General features: G+C 66.1%; 13 protein-coding genes. All 13 read right to left on the reverse strand.

Going from position 1 to position 15719, the window contains the following annotated elements; translation table 11 throughout:
• Nucleotides 1-55: 55 nt before the first annotated feature.
• The gene (pyk, locus tag NNX38_RS10120; RefSeq protein ID WP_255797871.1) at nucleotides 56-1567 is read right to left on the reverse strand and encodes a pyruvate kinase; all 1512 of its coding nucleotides are present in this window, start codon (nucleotides 1565-1567) and stop codon (nucleotides 56-58) included.
• Between the two features lie 221 nt (nucleotides 1568-1788).
• Nucleotides 1789-2553 carry an ABC transporter permease gene (locus tag NNX38_RS10125; RefSeq protein WP_255797872.1) on the reverse strand — a complete coding sequence of 255 codons (765 nt, stop codon included), beginning with the start codon at nucleotides 2551-2553 and terminating at the stop codon, nucleotides 1789-1791.
• On the reverse strand, nucleotides 2550-3377 hold the full coding sequence (locus NNX38_RS10130) for an ABC transporter ATP-binding protein (RefSeq protein ID WP_255797873.1): 828 nt from the start codon (nucleotides 3375-3377) through the stop codon (nucleotides 2550-2552). Before NNX38_RS10130 ends, NNX38_RS10125 begins: the two co-directional genes overlap by 4 nt.
• Before the next feature lie 22 nt (nucleotides 3378-3399).
• Complete coding sequence (locus tag NNX38_RS10135; RefSeq protein ID WP_227933393.1) at nucleotides 3400-3762, reverse strand: DUF1048 domain-containing protein; 363 nt, start codon at nucleotides 3760-3762, stop codon at nucleotides 3400-3402.
• Nucleotides 3759-4112: a PadR family transcriptional regulator gene (locus tag NNX38_RS10140; protein WP_255797874.1), complete on the reverse strand. Its 354-nt coding sequence runs from the start codon at nucleotides 4110-4112 to the stop codon at nucleotides 3759-3761. The genes NNX38_RS10135 and NNX38_RS10140 overlap by 4 nt, the downstream gene beginning before the upstream one ends.
• Nucleotides 4113-4246: 134 nt before the next feature.
• Nucleotides 4247-4807, reverse strand: a complete 561-nt coding sequence (locus NNX38_RS10145) for a hypothetical protein (protein ID WP_255797875.1) — start codon at nucleotides 4805-4807, stop codon at nucleotides 4247-4249.
• Between the two features lie 129 nt (nucleotides 4808-4936).
• A complete protein-coding gene (locus NNX38_RS10150; RefSeq protein WP_255797876.1) occupies nucleotides 4937-6394 on the reverse strand; it encodes a glutamate synthase subunit beta in 1458 nt (485 codons plus the stop codon).
• Nucleotides 6387-10976, reverse strand: a complete 4590-nt coding sequence (gene gltB, locus NNX38_RS10155) for a glutamate synthase large subunit (protein ID WP_255797877.1) — start codon at nucleotides 10974-10976, stop codon at nucleotides 6387-6389. The genes NNX38_RS10150 and gltB overlap by 8 nt, the downstream gene beginning before the upstream one ends.
• A gap of 260 nt (nucleotides 10977-11236) precedes the next feature.
• A complete protein-coding gene (gene lgt / locus NNX38_RS10160) occupies nucleotides 11237-12271 on the reverse strand; it encodes a prolipoprotein diacylglyceryl transferase (RefSeq protein ID WP_229952073.1) in 1035 nt (344 codons plus the stop codon).
• Nucleotides 12268-13062: a tryptophan synthase subunit alpha gene (gene trpA, locus NNX38_RS10165; RefSeq protein WP_229952260.1), complete on the reverse strand. Its 795-nt coding sequence runs from the start codon at nucleotides 13060-13062 to the stop codon at nucleotides 12268-12270. The genes lgt and trpA overlap by 4 nt, the downstream gene beginning before the upstream one ends.
• 11 nt (nucleotides 13063-13073) lie before the next feature.
• A complete protein-coding gene (trpB, locus tag NNX38_RS10170; protein WP_255797878.1) occupies nucleotides 13074-14432 on the reverse strand; it encodes a tryptophan synthase subunit beta in 1359 nt (452 codons plus the stop codon).
• Nucleotides 14433-14499: 67 nt separating this feature from the next.
• The gene (gene trpC, locus NNX38_RS10175) at nucleotides 14500-15336 is read right to left on the reverse strand and encodes an indole-3-glycerol phosphate synthase TrpC (protein WP_255797879.1); all 837 of its coding nucleotides are present in this window, start codon (nucleotides 15334-15336) and stop codon (nucleotides 14500-14502) included.
• A complete protein-coding gene (locus tag NNX38_RS10180) occupies nucleotides 15337-15627 on the reverse strand; it encodes an HGxxPAAW family protein (protein WP_255797880.1) in 291 nt (96 codons plus the stop codon).
• Nucleotides 15628-15719 lie beyond the last annotated feature (92 nt).

The following is a 15719-nucleotide window of genomic DNA, read 5'->3' on the forward strand; positions in this document are numbered from 1 at the left end:
AAGGTCCCGTCCAATCGGACGGGACCTTTCCTTTTAGTGCAGGGAAGCCGGAAACCTAGATGGCCTTGGCCTGGCCCTTCTTGCTTTCCTTGACCGGCCACGGGCCGACCTTTTCCTTGACCCGCTCCTGGCCGTCAGCGCGCTGGCCTGCGTCGGCGATGTCGCCCACGCGGTGCACCTTGATGCTGTTGGTGGAGCCGGCCTGTCCGGGAGGCGAACCGGCAGCGATAACCACCAGGTCATCGTCTTCCACCAGGCCCTCTTCGAGCAGGGTGCGGTCCACCTGGGCGGTCATCTGGTCGGTGTGCTCGGCGAACTCCACGAGCATGGGGGCCACGCCCCAGAACAGCGTCATGTAGCGGTAGGTGTCCTCCACGGGGGTGAACGCAAATACCGGCTTGGACGGACGCAGGCGGGAGAGGCGGCGGGCGGAGTCGCCGGACTGGGTGAAGGTACAGATGTACTTCGCATCCAGCTGGTCGGAGATCTCCACTGCTGCACGGGTGATGGCGCCGCCGCGGGTCCGCGGCTTGGAGCCCAGCGGCGGAACGCGGTTCAGGCCGTGCTGCTCGGTGGACTCAATGATCCGGGCCATGGTTTCGACGGTTTCGATCGCGTAGGAACCCACCGAGGTTTCACCCGAGAGCATGACGGCGTCCGCGCCGTCGAGTACGGCGTTGGCGCAGTCGGAGGCCTCGGCACGGGTCGGGCGGGGGTTGTCGATCATGGATTCGAGCACCTGGGTGGCCACGATGACGGGCTTGGCCCAGCGGCGGGCCAGTTCAATGGCTTTCTTCTGCACGATCGGAACCTCTTCGAGCGGCAGTTCGACGCCGAGGTCACCGCGGGCAACCATGATGGAGTCGAACGCGTCGATGATCTCTTCGAGGTTCTCCACGGCCTGCGGCTTCTCGATCTTGGCGATGACCGGCACGCGGCGGCCTTCCTCGTCCATGATCTCGTGCACGCGGGAAATATCGCCGGCGTTGCGGACGAAGGAAAGGGCAACCATGTCGACGCCGCGGCGCATGGCCCAGCGGAGGTCGTCCTCATCCTTTTCGCTCAGTGCCGGAACGTTGACGGCTACGCCGGGGAGGTTGATGCCCTTGTTGTTCGACACCTTGCCCGGCACTACTACCTCGGTGACAACGTTGTTGGCGGTCACCTCAACGGCACGCAGCTTGACCTTGCCGTCGTCAATCAGCAGGAAGTCGCCCGCCTTCACGTCGCCGGGCAGGCCCTTGTACGTGGTGGAGCAGATTTCCTTGGTGCCGGGAATGTCATCAGTGGTGATGGTGAAGGTATCGCCCACGTTCAGGAAGTGGGGTTCCTCGGTGAACCGGCCGAGCCGGATCTTGGGGCCCTGGAGGTCGGCGAAGATGCCCACGGGCATCCCCAGCTCGGCGGAGGCCTTGCGCACGTTTTCGTACGTGGCGTTGTGTACGGAGTGGTCGCCGTGGCTCATATTCATACGGGCGACATTCACGCCCGCGCGAAGAACCGCTACGGTATTTTCATAGCTGGCGATCGCTGGTCCAAATGTGGCAACAATCTTTGCGCGTCTCATACTTCTAGCCTAGTCTCCCTCGGCAGTTTGCGCATGGGACGGGGCCGTCTGCGCGGCCGGAACCAGAGCCGGGAGGCACTGCCATGCACCTGTTGACCCCTACGGGTAGTGGGGTGGCGTGCACAGATTCCCAGAAAGCGGGAAAGGCCAAGGATTCCGGGCGTCGGTAGGCGGTATGCCGGCCAGCCGGGGTGGGAATCTGTGCACGCCCCCAGCCCCGTTTAGTTCACCCGACGCCGGTAAATGGCCGTGGCACCGGCGTAAGCGAGGCCCAGAATGCCGACCAGCCAGAGAAGTGCGACCCAGAAATCGCTGCCGACGGGTTCCTGGGCAAGCATTGCCCGGAGGGTGTCCACAATGGAAGTCACGGGCTGGTTCTCGGCAAACCACGCCACCGGCCCGGGCATGGTGCTGGTGGGCACAAACGCCGAGCTGATGAACGGCAGGAAAATCAGCGGGTAACTGAACGCACTCGCGCCCTCAACTGTTTTCGCGCCCAGCCCGGCAATCACGGCCAGCCACGTCAGGGCGAGGGTGAACAGGACCAGGATGCCGACGACGGCGAGCCACGCCGCCGGCGACGCACCGGTGCGGAAGCCCGCGATCAGGGCCACGCCGATGACGAGCGCGAGCGAGGCCAGGTTCGCACTCACGGAGGTGAGGACGTGTGCCCAGAGCACACCGGAGCGCGAAATGGGCATCGATTGGAAGCGTTCGAACATTCCCCCCTGCCGATCAAGGAACAAACGGTAGGCGGTGTAGGCCACGCCGGAGGCAACGGTGATCAGCAGGATGCCGGGCAGTGTGTAGTTGATGTAGGACTCCCCCGATCCGGTGCTGATTGCGCCGCCGAAAACGTACACAAACATCAGCATCAGCGCGACCGGCGTAACCGCCGTCGTAATAATCGTGTCCGGACTGCGGAGGACGTGGCGCAGGGAGCGGCCGGTGAGGGCGGCGGTGTCATGAAACATCTGGGTGGTCATCGGTTTCCCTCTTTCTGCTGCGCCGGGGGAAGTCCGTCCCGGGGCGGTGTGTCCTCACCGGTGTCGCCGGTGAGGGCGAGGAAGACGTCCTCGAGGGACGGCTGTTTTGTGACGTACTCGGCCTTCGCCGGCGGCAGGAGTTGCTGCAGTTCAACCAGGGTCCCGTTCTGGATGATGACGCCCCGGTGCAGGATCCCGATCCGGTCCGCAAGCTGCTCCGCCTCGTCGAGGTACTGCGTGGTGAGCAGCACCGTCGTGCCGCCGTCGGCAAGCTCCCGGATGGTTTTCCACACCTCGTTGCGCGCCTGCGGATCCAGGCCCGCCGTCGGCTCGTCAAGGAAGATGATTTTCGGGTTCCCCACCAGGCTCATGGCGATATCCAGCCGGCGGCGCATACCGCCGGAGTACGCCCCAGCCTTCCGGTTCCCCGCGTCGGTGAGAGCGAAACGGGCCAGCATGTCATCCGCGACCGAGCCCGGGTCCTTCCGGTGGCGGAGCTTCGCGATAAGGACCAGGTTCTCCCGGCCTGTCAGCACTTCGTCGATTGCGGCGAATTGCCCGGTCAGGCTGATCGACCGCCGCACGTCCCCCGGACGGGCGGCGACGTCGAACCCGTCCACTGCGGCCGTACCGTCGTCGGCCTTCAACAGCGTTGACAGGATCCGCACCAGCGTTGTCTTGCCCGCTCCGTTGGAGCCCAGCAGCGCGAAGATGCTGCCGGCAGTCACGTCAAAGTCGACGCCGCGCAGCACCTGCAGATCCCGAAAGGATTTCTTGATGCCCTGTACCCGGATGGCGGGTTCGAGGGTTTGGTCGGTATACATATCCGGTCTCCAATCCGGTGTTTTATACCTCTTCGGCGGACCGGTCGATGGTCTCGACAAGGCGCCTGCGCTCCTTGTCGATCCACTGGCCGTCCGCGTAATTCGCAATGAAGGCCTCCGCGAACTCCACCGGATCCTCTCCGACAATGCTGCGGACCGGAGTGCCGTCAACAGCGGCACGCTCAACCAGATCAACAAGGTCTTCGAGCATCTGGACGTAAACATCGCCCTTCGCAATCGGCGCCGCATACATGAAGTAGCGTTCGAGGCCGTCCATGGCCCTTCGGTATCCGGCGGGCAGTTGTTCCTTGCGCTGCTTGAACCTGCGCCAGCGCCTTTTTTCCTCCAATGGTCCCGTGACCAGCTCTATCCATTTGGCGGTCATGATGGGTCTCCTTCGTGCGGGTGCTTAACAAGCTGTTGGAGTTGTTCGATCCGGGAAGCCAGGAAGCCCCAGGTTCCCCAGAACTCATCGAGGTACTCGGCGCCCTGGGTGCTCAAGGTGTAGACCTTCCGCGGCGGTCCCTTTTCCGAGGGAACCTTCTCGACGTCGACCAGTCCGCGTTTCTCGATCCGGACCAGGAGCGCATACACGGTTCCCTCGGCAATCTCGGTGAAGCCCTGCTCACGCAGCCGCGCGGTGATGTCGTAACCGTAGGCGGGCGAAACGGCGAGGATCCCCAGGATGATGCCTTCGAGGGTCCCCTTTAGCATCTCCGTCATCTGCTTACCCATGGAGCCGTGCCTATCTACCTAGTAGTGCTATCTACCGGTAGACAGTAACACTAGGTACCGGTGCCGCAAAGGGTTTTCGGCAAAGAAAAAGCCCGGAGATCACGTGGGTGATCTCCGGGCTCAGACGGCGCGTCCTACTGCTTGCCGGGTCCCGGCGCAGGCGGAGCGGTGTAGTCGGCCGGTGCGTTGTACTGCGGCGGAGACTGCGGCGCCGCGGTGTACGGGGCCGGAGCGGTGTAGCCCGGCGGGGCGGTGTAGCCCGCCGGGGCGTTGTACTGCGGCGCCGCGTTGGCGAATCCCGGGTACTGGGGCGGGGCCGCCACTCCCCCGGGAGCCGGCGCGGGAACGGGCTTGGGATTGAGCTCTGCACCGATCTCGGCCAACACGAAAGGCAGTCCGGCCTTGGAAAGGTACAGGGGACGGACCACCGTGGCCACCAATATGGCTGCGACGGAGACGGCATAGGTGGGCACGCCCCGATAGATCACGAGGAACAAACCCAGGCTCACGGTCAGCAACATAACGCCGATGAGCAGGGCCAGACCGATGAGCCCCCTCGGACTAAACCGGACCTCCATCTGCGGGCGCAGCGGGTGCCGCTTGAGTTGCCGGGCCTTCACCAGATACATCACCAGCACGGCGCCCCCGAAGCCGAACACCGCGCACACGACCATCGTCGTGAAAGCAATCCACATATTTCTGTCCCCCAACATAAGCGTGCTTGTGTATGTGTGCACCGACACCCTACCGGACTTCGGAAGCAGGCCGGCGCAGTAAAGCAGGCGCCGGAAAGTCTCCGACGCCTGCTTTGTTTATGCGGTTTTCTACAGCACCGTGATGGCCCGGTCCGTCGGCGCCACCGGTGCGGGCAGGCGGGTCGATCCCATCAGCCACTGGTCTACGGCAGCCGCAGCGGCCCGGCCTTCGGCGATGGCCCAGACAATCAGGGACTGTCCACGCCCGGCGTCACCGGCAGCGAAGACCCCCGGGGTTCCGGTCATGTAGTAGCCGTCGCGGGCCACGTTGCCGCGGTCGTCGAACTCCGCGGAGACCTGCTCGGCCAGACCGGCCGGCTCCGGGCCGGTGAAGCCCAGGGACAGGAACACCAGGTCCGCCGGAATAATCCGCTCCGTACCGGCCTTCGGCAGCCGTCGTCCGTCCACGAATTCGGTCTCAGCCACCTTCACCCCGGTGAGCTTCCCGTCCTCCCCCACGAACTCCACGGTGGACGCCAGGAACGTGCGTTCCCCGCCTTCCTCGTGGGCGCTGGCCATCTCGAACAGCGTCGGGTACATCGGCCACGGCTGGTGCGCGGCCCGCTCGGCGGGCGGCTGCTGGCCGATCGCCAGGGTGGTCACCGAGGCAGCCTGCTGGCGGTGCGCGGTGCCGAGGCAGTCCGCCCCGGTGTCGCCGCCGCCAAGAATGACGACGTGCTTACCCTCGGCGCTGATCTGGTTCTTCACGCTGTCTCCGGCCACGGCACGGTTGGACTGCACCAGGTAGTCCATGGCGAAATGCACGCCGGACAGTTCCCGGCCCGGGATCGGCAGGTTCCGCGGAACGGTGGCGCCGGTGGCGATCACCACGGCGTCGTAGCGGCGGCGCAGCTGCTCCCAGCTGATGTCCTTGCCCACTTCGACGCCGGTGCGGAAGCGGGTGCCTTCGGCGCGCATCTGCTCCAGCCGGCGGTCCACCTGGATTTTTTCCATCTTGAAATCCGGGATGCCGTACCGCAGCAGCCCGCCGATCCGGTCATCCCGCTCGTAGACGGCCACGGTGTGCCCGGCACGGGTGAGCTGCTGCGCGGCAGCCAGACCGGCGGGGCCGGAGCCGACGACGGCGATGGTCCGGTCGGTCAGCCGCTCCGGCGGATGCGGGGTAACCCAGCCCTCGCCCCAGGCTTCGTCGATGATGGAGACCTCTACCTGCTTGATGGTGACCGGCGGCTGGTTGATGCCCAGCACGCAGGAGGCCTCGCAGGGCGCGGGGCAGAGCCGGCCGGTGAACTCCGGGAAGTTGTTCGTGGCGTGCAGCCGTTCAATGGCCTCGGCGCCCTTGTCCCGCCACATCAGGTCATTCCACTCCGGAATGAGGTTGCCCAGTGGGCAGCCCTGGTGGCAGAACGGGATGCCGCAGTCCATGCAGCGTCCGGCCTGGGCCTGCAGCACACCTTTTTCCTGCGCTTCGTAGACCTCCTTGTAGTCCATGATGCGCACCGGCACCGGACGCCGCGGCTGGGTTTCCCGCTCCCGTACCTTCAAGAATCCGCGTGGATCAGCCACCGGTAACCTCCAAAATCTTGTTCCATGCCTCGGCGCCGTCGGGATCGAGTCCCGCTTCGGCGGCGGAGGCGCGGGCGCCGAGCACTGCCGCGTAGTCCCGCGGCAGCACCTTGGTAATGCGGGTAACCGTGTCCTCGAAGTTCTCCAGCATTTTCTGGGCCAGGTCCGAGCCGGTCTCCTCCAGGTGCCGGACCAGCAGCCCGCGGATGATGTCGACGTCCTCGGCGTCCGGGGCAACGAGCAGCAGCTCGCCGCGCTCCAGGGACTCCTTGTTGACGCGGGCGGATTCCAGGTCCACCACAAACGCGGTGCCGCCGGACATACCCGCGCCGAAGTTCCGGCCCGTGGGTCCCAGGATCAGGGCCTGACCGCCGGTCATGTACTCACAGCCGTGGTCGCCGATGCCTTCGACGACGGCGGTGGCCCCGGAGTTGCGGACCAGGAAGCGTTCGCCCACCTGGCCGCTGAGGAACATCTCGCCGCTGGTGGCGCCGTAGCCGATCACGTTGCCGGCAATGACGTTGCGTTCCGCCGCGAAGACGTTGCCACGGTCCGGGCGGACGATGATCCGGCCGCCGGACAGGCCCTTGCCCACGTAGTCGTTCGAGTCGCCGAACAGCCGCAGGGTGATCCCGGCAGGCAGGAACGCGCCGAGCGACTGCCCGGCCTGCCCGGTGAGGGTGACGTCGATGGTGTCCGGAGCCAGGGTGTCCACGCCGAAGGTCTTGGTGACGGTGTGCCCGAGCATGGTGCCCACGGACCGGTCGGTGTTGACTACATCCAGCGCAATCCGCACCGGCGCCCGGTTCTGCAGCGCGTCGGCGCTCATCTCAATGAGCTTGTTGTCGAAGTGCTGATCCAGTTCGTGGTTCTGCTGCACCAGGTTCCGCAGCGGCGCGCCGGGGTCCACCTCGGGTCCCCGCAGGATCGGTTCCAGGTCCAGGCCGTCCGCCTTCCAGTGGTCGATGGCGGCCTGCGTGTCCAGCAGCTCGGTGCGGCCAATGGCCTCTTCGAGGGTCCGGAAGCCCAGCTCGGCCAGGATTTCGCGGATCTCTTCGGCAATGAACTCGAAGAAGTTCACCACGAACTCCGGCTTGCCGGTGAAGCGCGCCCGCAGTTCGGGGTTCTGCGTCGCCACGCCCACCGGGCAGGTGTCCAGATGGCAGACGCGCATCATCACGCAGCCGGAGACCACCAGCGGTGCGGTGGCGAAACCGAATTCCTCGCCGCCCAGCAGCGCCGCCATCACGACGTCGCGACCCGTCTTGAGCTGGCCGTCCACCTGGACCACCACCCGGTCCCGCAGGCCGTTGAGCATCAGGGTCTGCTGGGTTTCGGCCAGGCCGAGTTCCCAGGGAGCCCCGGCATGCTTGAGCGAGTTCAGCGGCGAGGCGCCCGTGCCGCCGTCGTGCCCGGAGACCAGCACGACGTCGGCCTTCGCCTTGGTCACGCCGGCCGCCACGGTGCCGATCCCGGCTTCGGACACCAGCTTCACGTGCACCCGGGCGCTCGGGTTGGAGCGCTTCAGGTCATAGATCAGCTGGGCGAGGTCCTCGATGGAATAGATGTCGTGGTGCGGCGGCGGGGAGATCAGCCCGACGCCGGGGGTCGAGTGGCGGGTGCGGGCCACCCACGGGTAGACCTTCTGGGCCATCAGCTGGCCGCCCTCGCCGGGCTTGGCGCCCTGGGCCATCTTGATCTGGATGTCCTGCGCGTTGGTCAGGTACAGGCTGGTGACGCCGAACCGGCCGGAGGCCACCTGCTTGATCGCCGAGTTGCGCTCGGGGTCCAGCAGCCGTTCCGGGTCTTCGCCGCCCTCACCGGTGTTGGACTTGGCGCCCAGGCGGTTCATCGCGATGGCCAGCGTTTCGTGTGCTTCCTGGGAGATGGAGCCGTAGCTCATGGCTCCGGTGGAGAAGCGCTTGACGATGCTGGAGACGGGCTCCACCTCGTCCAGCGGCACGGGTGTGCGGTCCCCGGTGCGGAAGTCCAGCAGCCCGCGCAGGGTCATGAGGTTCCGGGACTGGTCGTTCACGCCGTTGGTGTAGGCCTTGAACACGTCATACCGGCGTTCGCGGGTGGCGTGCTGCAGCCGGAAGACCGTCTCGGGGTTGAACAGGTGCGGCGGTCCTTCGCGGCGCCACTGGTATTCGCCGCCGTTGTCCAGGGCGCGGTGCGGTTCCTCCACGCCGTCGCTCGGGTACGCATCGGCATGCCGGGCAGCGGCTTCGGCGGCGACCACGTCCAGCCCGACGCCGCCGAGCTGGGTCTGCGTGCCGTGGAAGAACTCGTCCACCAGTTCCTGGCCCAGGCCAAGTGCCTCGAAGGTCTGCGCGCCGCAGTAGGACGCGACGGTGGAAATGCCCATCTTGGACATGATCTTCAGGACGCCCTTGCCCAGGCCCTTGATCAGGTTGGCGACGGCCTCTTCGCCGGTGACACCGGTGATGTCGCCGTTGCGGACCAGTTCCTCGCAGCTTTCCATGGCCAGGTACGGGTTCACGGCGGAGGCGCCGTAGCCGATCAGCAGGGCCACGTGGTGGACCTCGCGGACGTCGCCGGCTTCCACCAGCAGGGAGATCTTGGTGCGGTTGGCGCTCTTGAGCAGGTGGTTGTGCACCGCGGAGAGCAGCAGCAGGGACGGGATGGGTGCCCACTGCGCGTTGGAGTCCCGGTCCGAGAGCACGATGTACTGCACACCGCGGTTCACTGCACCGGAAACCTTTTCGCAGATCTCGCTGATCCTTGCCCGCAGTTCGGCTTCGCCGCCTTCAGGGCGGTAGAGGCCGCGGACCTTCAGCGCTATCCGGTCGCCCTCGTCGTCGGTGAGGTTGGCGATCTTGGCGAGCTCGTCGTTGTTGATCACCGGGAACTTCAACGCAACCTGGCTGGTTTTCACCTGCTTCAGGGACAGCAGGTTTCCGTTGGGGCCAATCGAGGCCTGCAGGGAGGTGACCAGTTCCTCGCGGATGGAATCCAGCGGCGGGTTGGTGACCTGGGCGAAGGACTGCACAAAGTAGTCGAAGAGCAGCCGCGGCCGCTTGGAGAGCACGGCGATGGGGGTGTCGGAGCCCATGGCGCCCAGCGGTTCGGCGCCGGTGCGCGCCATCGGGCCCAGCAGGATCCGCAGTTCCTCCACCGTGTAGCCGAAGGTCCGCTGCCGGCGGTTGATCGACGCCTTGGTGTGCAGCACGTGTTCGCGTTCGGGCAGTTCCTCCAGGCGGACCTGGTTTTCCTTCACCCATTCCGCCCACGGGTTGGCGGCGGAAACCTCGGCCTTGATCTCTTCGTCTTCGATCAGCCGGCCCTCGGCGGTGTCCACCAGGAACATCTTGCCCGGGGAAACGCGGCCCTTGCGGACCACCTTGGCGGGGTCAATGTCCACCACGCCCACTTCGGAGGCCAGGACCACCAGGCCGTCGTCGGTCACCCAGTAGCGGGCGGGACGCAGCCCGTTGCGGTCCAGCACCGCGCCTACCTGCACGCCGTCGGTGAAGGACACGGCGGCGGGACCGTCCCACGGTTCCATAAGCATGGAGTGGTACTGGTAGAACGCCCGGCGGGCCGGGTCCATGGTTGCGTGGTTTTCCCAGGCCTCCGGGATCATCATCATGATCGCGTGGGTGATGGGCCGGCCGGAGAGCATCAGCAGTTCGGCCACCTCGTCGAAGGACGCGGAGTCCGAAGCGCCGGGGGTGCAGATGGGGAAGAGCTCTTCCGGGGTCTGTCCCAGCAGCGGGTTCTTCATCTGCGACTGTCGGGCGCGCATCCAGTTCCGGTTGCCCTTGACCGTGTTGATCTCACCGTTGTGCGCGATGGCGCGGAACGGCTGAGCCAAGGGCCAGGACGGGAACGTGTTGGTGGAGAAGCGGGAGTGGACAATGCCCAGCCGGGTCTTGAACCGCGGGTCGGACAGGTCCGGGAAGAACGGTTCCAGCTGCGCGGTGGTCACCATGCCCTTGTAGACCATGGTGCGAGAGGACAGCGAGGGGAAATACACACCGAACTTGTTCTGCGAACGCTTCCGGACGCGGAAGGCCCGGGCGTCCAGGTCCTCGGTTCCGATCCCCTCTTCGGGGGCCAGGAACACCTGGACAAAGTGCGGCATGCAGGCGCGGGACATGGCTCCCACGAGTTCGGCCACGATGGGCACCTCGCGCCAGCCCAGCACCCGCAGCCCCTCGCTGGCGGCAATGAGCTCGACGCCGGCGCGTGCGGTCAGCTGCTCCCGGTCCTCGGTGGGCAGGAAGGCGGTGCCGACGGCGTAGCCTCCGGCCGCGGGAAGTTCAAAGTCCACTACTGCGCGGAAGAATTCGTCCGGAACCTGGGTCAGGAGACCGGCGCCGTCGCCGGTGCCTTCATCGGCGCCCACCGCACCGCGGTGTTCGAGGTTGCGCAGGGCTGCCAGGGCGGCGTCGACAATCCCGTGGGTGGGCTCGCCCCGCAGGGTGGCAATAACGGCCAGGCCGCAGGCGTCCTTTTCATTCCCGGCGCGGTACAGGCCGGAATCCTCCGGGAGCGCGGCGAAGCGGGTGAACGGTGACACCACGGTGTCCGGAAAAGCAGACAGGGAATCAGTCATAAGAAGTGAGTCCTTCCCCCTTGTAGAACGTTGGGAGGGGACAGCGCTGGCCCCTGCGGGAATCCACGAGGGACGCTCCGCGGCGTTGATTGATTTTACGGCTCACTTCACCCCGGTAAACCCGGAAACTGATCCGGTTTTACTGGGAATCTTTGGTGCCGTTAACCGCCGCTTTTCCGGAGGGGTGTCCCGGTGCTGCAGCCGCCTGGCGCCACGTCAATGTGGCTCCGCCTGCAGCGCCGGGAGGGTAACCCGGAGGTTCAGGCAGAAGGTCCGTTGTCCTTGGACCGGTGAGGAAGGGACTCCTCGGTTTTTGTCTCTGCGAGATTAGCACGCACGGGGCGTTCGGCTGATGCCGATTCCGCATTCCCGGCTTCTGTTTCGTTCTTGTTATCCGAAGCCGTAATACCGTCCTGAGGTGCGGGTTCGTGGCCCGGCAGGTAAAGCGAGCCTTCCCCGCCCTTGCGGGCCTTGAAAGTAAGGTAAATGAACATCGCGATGGAGGCGATCAGGATCAGCAGACTGGTCCAGACATTGAGGCGTTGTGTGACGCCGAGCAGCGTAATCATTTCGGCATCGTCAATGCGCAGGAGCTCAATCCAGAGCCGTCCGGCGGTGTAGAACGCGGCGTAGATCCAGAACAGGCGGCCGCCGCGGAGCCGGAAGCGGCGGTCAAGCAGCAGGAGCAGGGCAACGCCGGCCAGGTTCCAGAGGGACTCGTAGAGGAACGTGGGGTGGAAGGTAGTGCCGGGTGCGGCGCCGTCGGGGAAGTTGGCGTTGTCCGCGTCGATTTCCAGGCCCCAGGGCGCATCCGTTTCGGAACCGAACAGCTCCTGGTTGAACCAGTTGCCCCAGCGGCCCACGGCCTGGGCCAGCAGCAGGCCGGGGGCACCGACGTCGGCGAACGTGGACAGCTTGATACCGGCACGGCGGCAGCCGATCCAGGCACCGACGGCGCCCAGGGCCACCGCACCCCAGATGCCCAGCCCGCCGAGCCAGATCTGCGGAATAAGGGACAGGTCCCCGTCCGGGCCGAAGTAGGCGTCCGGGGAGGAGAACACGTGGTAGAGCCGGCCGCCGATGATGCCGAACGGGATGGCCCAGATGGAGATGTCCCAGACCGCGTCTGCGGGCAGTCCGCGGGCGTTCCAGCGCCGGGAGGTCATCCACAGGGCGAGCATGATGCCGGCCAGGATGCACAGCGCGTACGCGTGGATGGTCAGCGGCCCCAGCGAGAAGCTGCTGAAATCGGCAGGCGGGCTGGGGATGCTGGCGTACACGGACATCGGGTTCATTTGCTGGCCTTCGGAGTTCCGGTACTGAGGTCACGGGTAAGGGTTGCGACGGCGTCGGTGCCGCCGTCCCGCAGGGCGGCCACCAGGGCGGTACCCACGATGACGCCGTCGGCATAGGCGCCGATCTCTTTCACATGTTCGGCGCGGGAGACACCCAGCCCGACGCAGACGCGTTCCGCGCCGGCCTCGCGGGCGGCGCTGACCACGCTCTGGGCGGCGTCGCTGACGCTGTCGCGGGCGCCGGTGACGCCCATGATCGACACGGCGTAGACGAAGCCACGGCTGGCGGCCACGGTGGTCTTCATCCGGGCCGGTGTGGAGGACGGGGCGACCAGGAATACGCGGTCCAGGCCGTACTTGTCGGAGGCTTCCAGCCATTCGGAGGCTTCATCCGGGACCAGGTCCGGGGTGATCAGCCCCGCTCCCCCGGCTTCGGCCAGGCGGCGGGAGAACTCGTCCACACCCATCCGGACTACCGGGTTCCAGTAGGTCATCACGAGCACGGCCGCGTCGGTGGCTGCCGTGATGCCGGCGACGACGTCGAACACCTGCGCCACACGGAAGCCGTCGGCCAGCGCCTGGGTGGTGGCGGCCTGGATGACGTGGCCGTCCATCACCGGGTCGGAATACGGGATGCCGATTTCGATCAGGTCGGCACCGTTTTCCGCCAGGGCAATGCCTGCGGCAATGGTGGCTTCCACGGTGGGGAATCCAGCGGGCAGGTAGCCGATGAGCGCTGCACGCCCCTCGGCGGCGGCCCGGTCAATCGCGGCCGCGGACTTGCTCTGCATTACCTCGGTGCTCAAAGCTGTTCCCCTTCTTTGCCGATCTCGGCTTCGGCTGAGCGCTCGTCCAGCAGGTTGAACCATTCGGCGGCGGTGGCCACGTCCTTGTCCCCGCGGCCGGAAAGGTTCACCAGGACAATCTTCTCGGAAACATTTCCGTCGGAGCCGGCCTCTTCGGCGAGCCGCCGGCCCACCTTGATGGCACCGGCCAGGGCGTGCGCGGACTCGATCGCGGGGATGATGCCCTCGGTGCGGCAGAGCAGCTGGAAGGCGTCCATGGCTTCGGCATCGGTGATCGGCTCGTAGCTGACCCGCCCGATGTCGGCCAGGTGGGCGTGTTCGGGTCCGACGCCCGGGTAGTCCAGGCCGGCGGAGATGGAATGCGATTCGATCGTCTGGCCGTCGTCGTCCTGCATGAGGTAGGAGCGGGCGCCGTGCAGCACGCCGGGTCGGCCCAGGGTGATGGTGGCGGCGTGGCGGCCGGTTTCGACGCCGTCGCCGCCGGCCTCGAAGCCGTAGATCTTCACTTCGGGATCATCCAGGAAGCCGTGGAAAATGCCAATGGCGTTGGAACCGCCGCCGATGCAGGCGCACACTGCGTCCGGCAGCCGGCCGGCCTGCTCCAGCATCTGGGCGCGGGCCTCTTCGCCGATCACTTCGTGGAAGTAGCGGACCATGGCCGGGAAGGGGTGCGCCCCAGCGGCGGTGCCGAGCAGGTAGTGGGTGTTGTCCACGTTCGCGACCCAGTCCCGCAGTGCCTCGTTAATGGCGTCCTTCAGGGTCTGGGAACCGTTGGTCACCGGGATGACCTTCGCGCCGAGCAGTTCCATCCGGGCCACATTCAGTGCCTGGCGGCGGCAGTCCTCGGCACCCATGTAGACCACGCATTCCAGGCCGAGCAGTGCTGCTGCGGTGGCGCTGGCGACGCCGTGCTGGCCGGCACCGGTTTCCGCGATCACGCGGGTCTTGCCCATCCGCTTGGCAAGCAGGGCCTGGCCCAGGACGTTGTTGATCTTGTGGGATCCGGTGTGGTTGAGGTCTTCGCGCTTGAGGAAGATCCGCACCCCGCCGGCGTGCTCGGAGAAGCGCTTGGCCTCGGTGAGCAGGGACGGGCGGCCGGAGTAGTTTTTGTTCAGGTCGGCAACCTGGGCGGTGAACTCCGGATCGGCCTTGGCCTTCTCGAAGGTGTCTTCCAGTTCATCCAGCGCCGCGATCAGGGATTCGGGCATCCATCGGCCGCCATACTCGCCGAAGTACGGACCGGACGCGTGCCGCAGGGAGGGAACTTCCCCGTTCAGGAAGGCCTCCGTAACGCTTCCGGTTCCGGTTTCCGCGGCAGCACCGGCTGCCTGTGCCTGTTCCGACTTCCCGATCATGGGCTTTGTGTCCTGTCCTGCTTGAGCCCGGGCCGTTCCTGCCCGGACAGGGAGTTGGTGCTATGGGTCAGCTTTCACCGTGGTGCCGGGCGCGGGCGGCAAGCGCCTTGGCGCCGACGGCGGTGAATTCGCCGATGGTTTCGGCCGGGGATGCGTGCTTCACGAGGGCTTCGCCCACCAGCACGGCGTTGGCTCCGTTGGAAGCGTAGTGCTCGACGTCGGCAACGTCACGGACGCCGGATTCGGCGATCACCACCGGTCCGGAGGGAATGCCGCCGGCAAGGGAGGCGAAAACCGAACGGTCGACGTCGAGGGTCTTCAGGTTGCGCACGTTGATGCCGATGATCCGTGCACCCAGGGCCAGGGCCCGGTCCACTTCTTCGGCGGTGTGGGTCTCGACGAGGGCGTTCATACCCAGCTCGTGTGTGAGGTCCAGGAAGCTGCGCAGCTGCTCGTCCTCCAGTGCCGCGACAATGAGCAGGATCAGGTCTGCGCCGTGGGCACGGGCTTCCCAGATCTGGTACTCGTCGACAGTGAAGTCCTTGCGCAGCACGGGGATTCCGACGGCGGCCCGCACCGCGTCCAGGTCCGCCAGGGATCCGCGGAAGCGGCGCTGTTCGGTGAGGACGCTGATGACGGCTGCTCCCCCGCGCTCATACGCTGCGGCGAGGGAAGCGGGGTCGGCGATATCCGCGAGTTCACCCTTGGAGGGGCTGCTGCGCTTGACCTCGGCGATGACCCGCAGTTCGGTGCGGGGTTCCGCGTTTCCGCCCAGTGCTGCGTAGGCGTCCAGCGGTGCCGGGGCCTGCAGCGCCTGCCCGCGGACCTCCTCGAGCGAGACATTCTGCCGGCGTTCGGAAAGGTCTTCCCGAACGCCGGCAATGATGTCGTCGAGAACGCTCACTCAGTGGCTGCTGTTCTTCAGCTTCGATCCGTTGACGCCGTAGCCTGCCTTGCGCATGATGAAGCCGACCAGCAGGCCGACCAGCATCACGGCGATGCCGGCGAAGAAGCCGACGTAGCTGGCCATGATGTAGGCAACGGAAGACACAGCGGCGCCGACGATCATGATCAGCACGCAGGTCCAGGCTGCGGGGGTGTTGCCGTGCCCGATGGTTTCATCGTGGATGCTGGCGTGGCTTTCGCCCTCGTTTTCCTGACCGGCTTCCAGGTGCTGTTCGGTGTTTGTGCTCATGCTGAATCTCCTCGTTAACGAATCTGGTTTCCATTCTGCCATTACTGGGCGGAAACCCTTTCACACATTGCGCCGGTGTTCGGCCCAATCTG

Origin of the sequence: Arthrobacter sp. zg-Y238, from assembly GCF_024385525.1 — a bacterium.
Taxonomy (GTDB): domain Bacteria; phylum Actinomycetota; class Actinomycetes; order Actinomycetales; family Micrococcaceae; genus Arthrobacter_B; species Arthrobacter_B jinronghuae.

Excerpts from the sequence above, each read along its gene's own strand:
- trpB (WP_255797878.1), bottom strand. The coding sequence starts at position 14,432 with ATGATCGGGAAGTCGGAACAGGCACAGGCAGCCGGTGCTGCCGCGGAA.
- NNX38_RS10135 (WP_227933393.1), bottom strand. The coding sequence starts at position 3,762 with ATGACCGCCAAATGGATAGAGCTGGTCACGGGACCATTGGAGGAAAAA.
- gltB (WP_255797877.1), bottom strand. The coding sequence starts at position 10,976 with ATGACTGATTCCCTGTCTGCTTTTCCGGACACCGTGGTGTCACCGTTC.
- NNX38_RS10130 (WP_255797873.1), bottom strand. The coding sequence starts at position 3,377 with ATGTATACCGACCAAACCCTCGAACCCGCCATCCGGGTACAGGGCATC.
- pyk (WP_255797871.1), bottom strand. The coding sequence starts at position 1,567 with ATGAGACGCGCAAAGATTGTTGCCACATTTGGACCAGCGATCGCCAGC.
- NNX38_RS10145 (WP_255797875.1), bottom strand. The coding sequence starts at position 4,807 with ATGTGGATTGCTTTCACGACGATGGTCGTGTGCGCGGTGTTCGGCTTC.
- NNX38_RS10125 (WP_255797872.1), bottom strand. The coding sequence starts at position 2,553 with ATGACCACCCAGATGTTTCATGACACCGCCGCCCTCACCGGCCGCTCC.
- lgt (WP_229952073.1), bottom strand. The coding sequence starts at position 12,271 with ATGAACCCGATGTCCGTGTACGCCAGCATCCCCAGCCCGCCTGCCGAT.
- trpA (WP_229952260.1), bottom strand. The coding sequence starts at position 13,062 with ATGCAGAGCAAGTCCGCGGCCGCGATTGACCGGGCCGCCGCCGAGGGG.
- NNX38_RS10140 (WP_255797874.1), bottom strand. The coding sequence starts at position 4,112 with ATGGGTAAGCAGATGACGGAGATGCTAAAGGGGACCCTCGAAGGCATC.
- NNX38_RS10180 (WP_255797880.1), bottom strand. The coding sequence starts at position 15,627 with ATGAGCACAAACACCGAACAGCACCTGGAAGCCGGTCAGGAAAACGAG.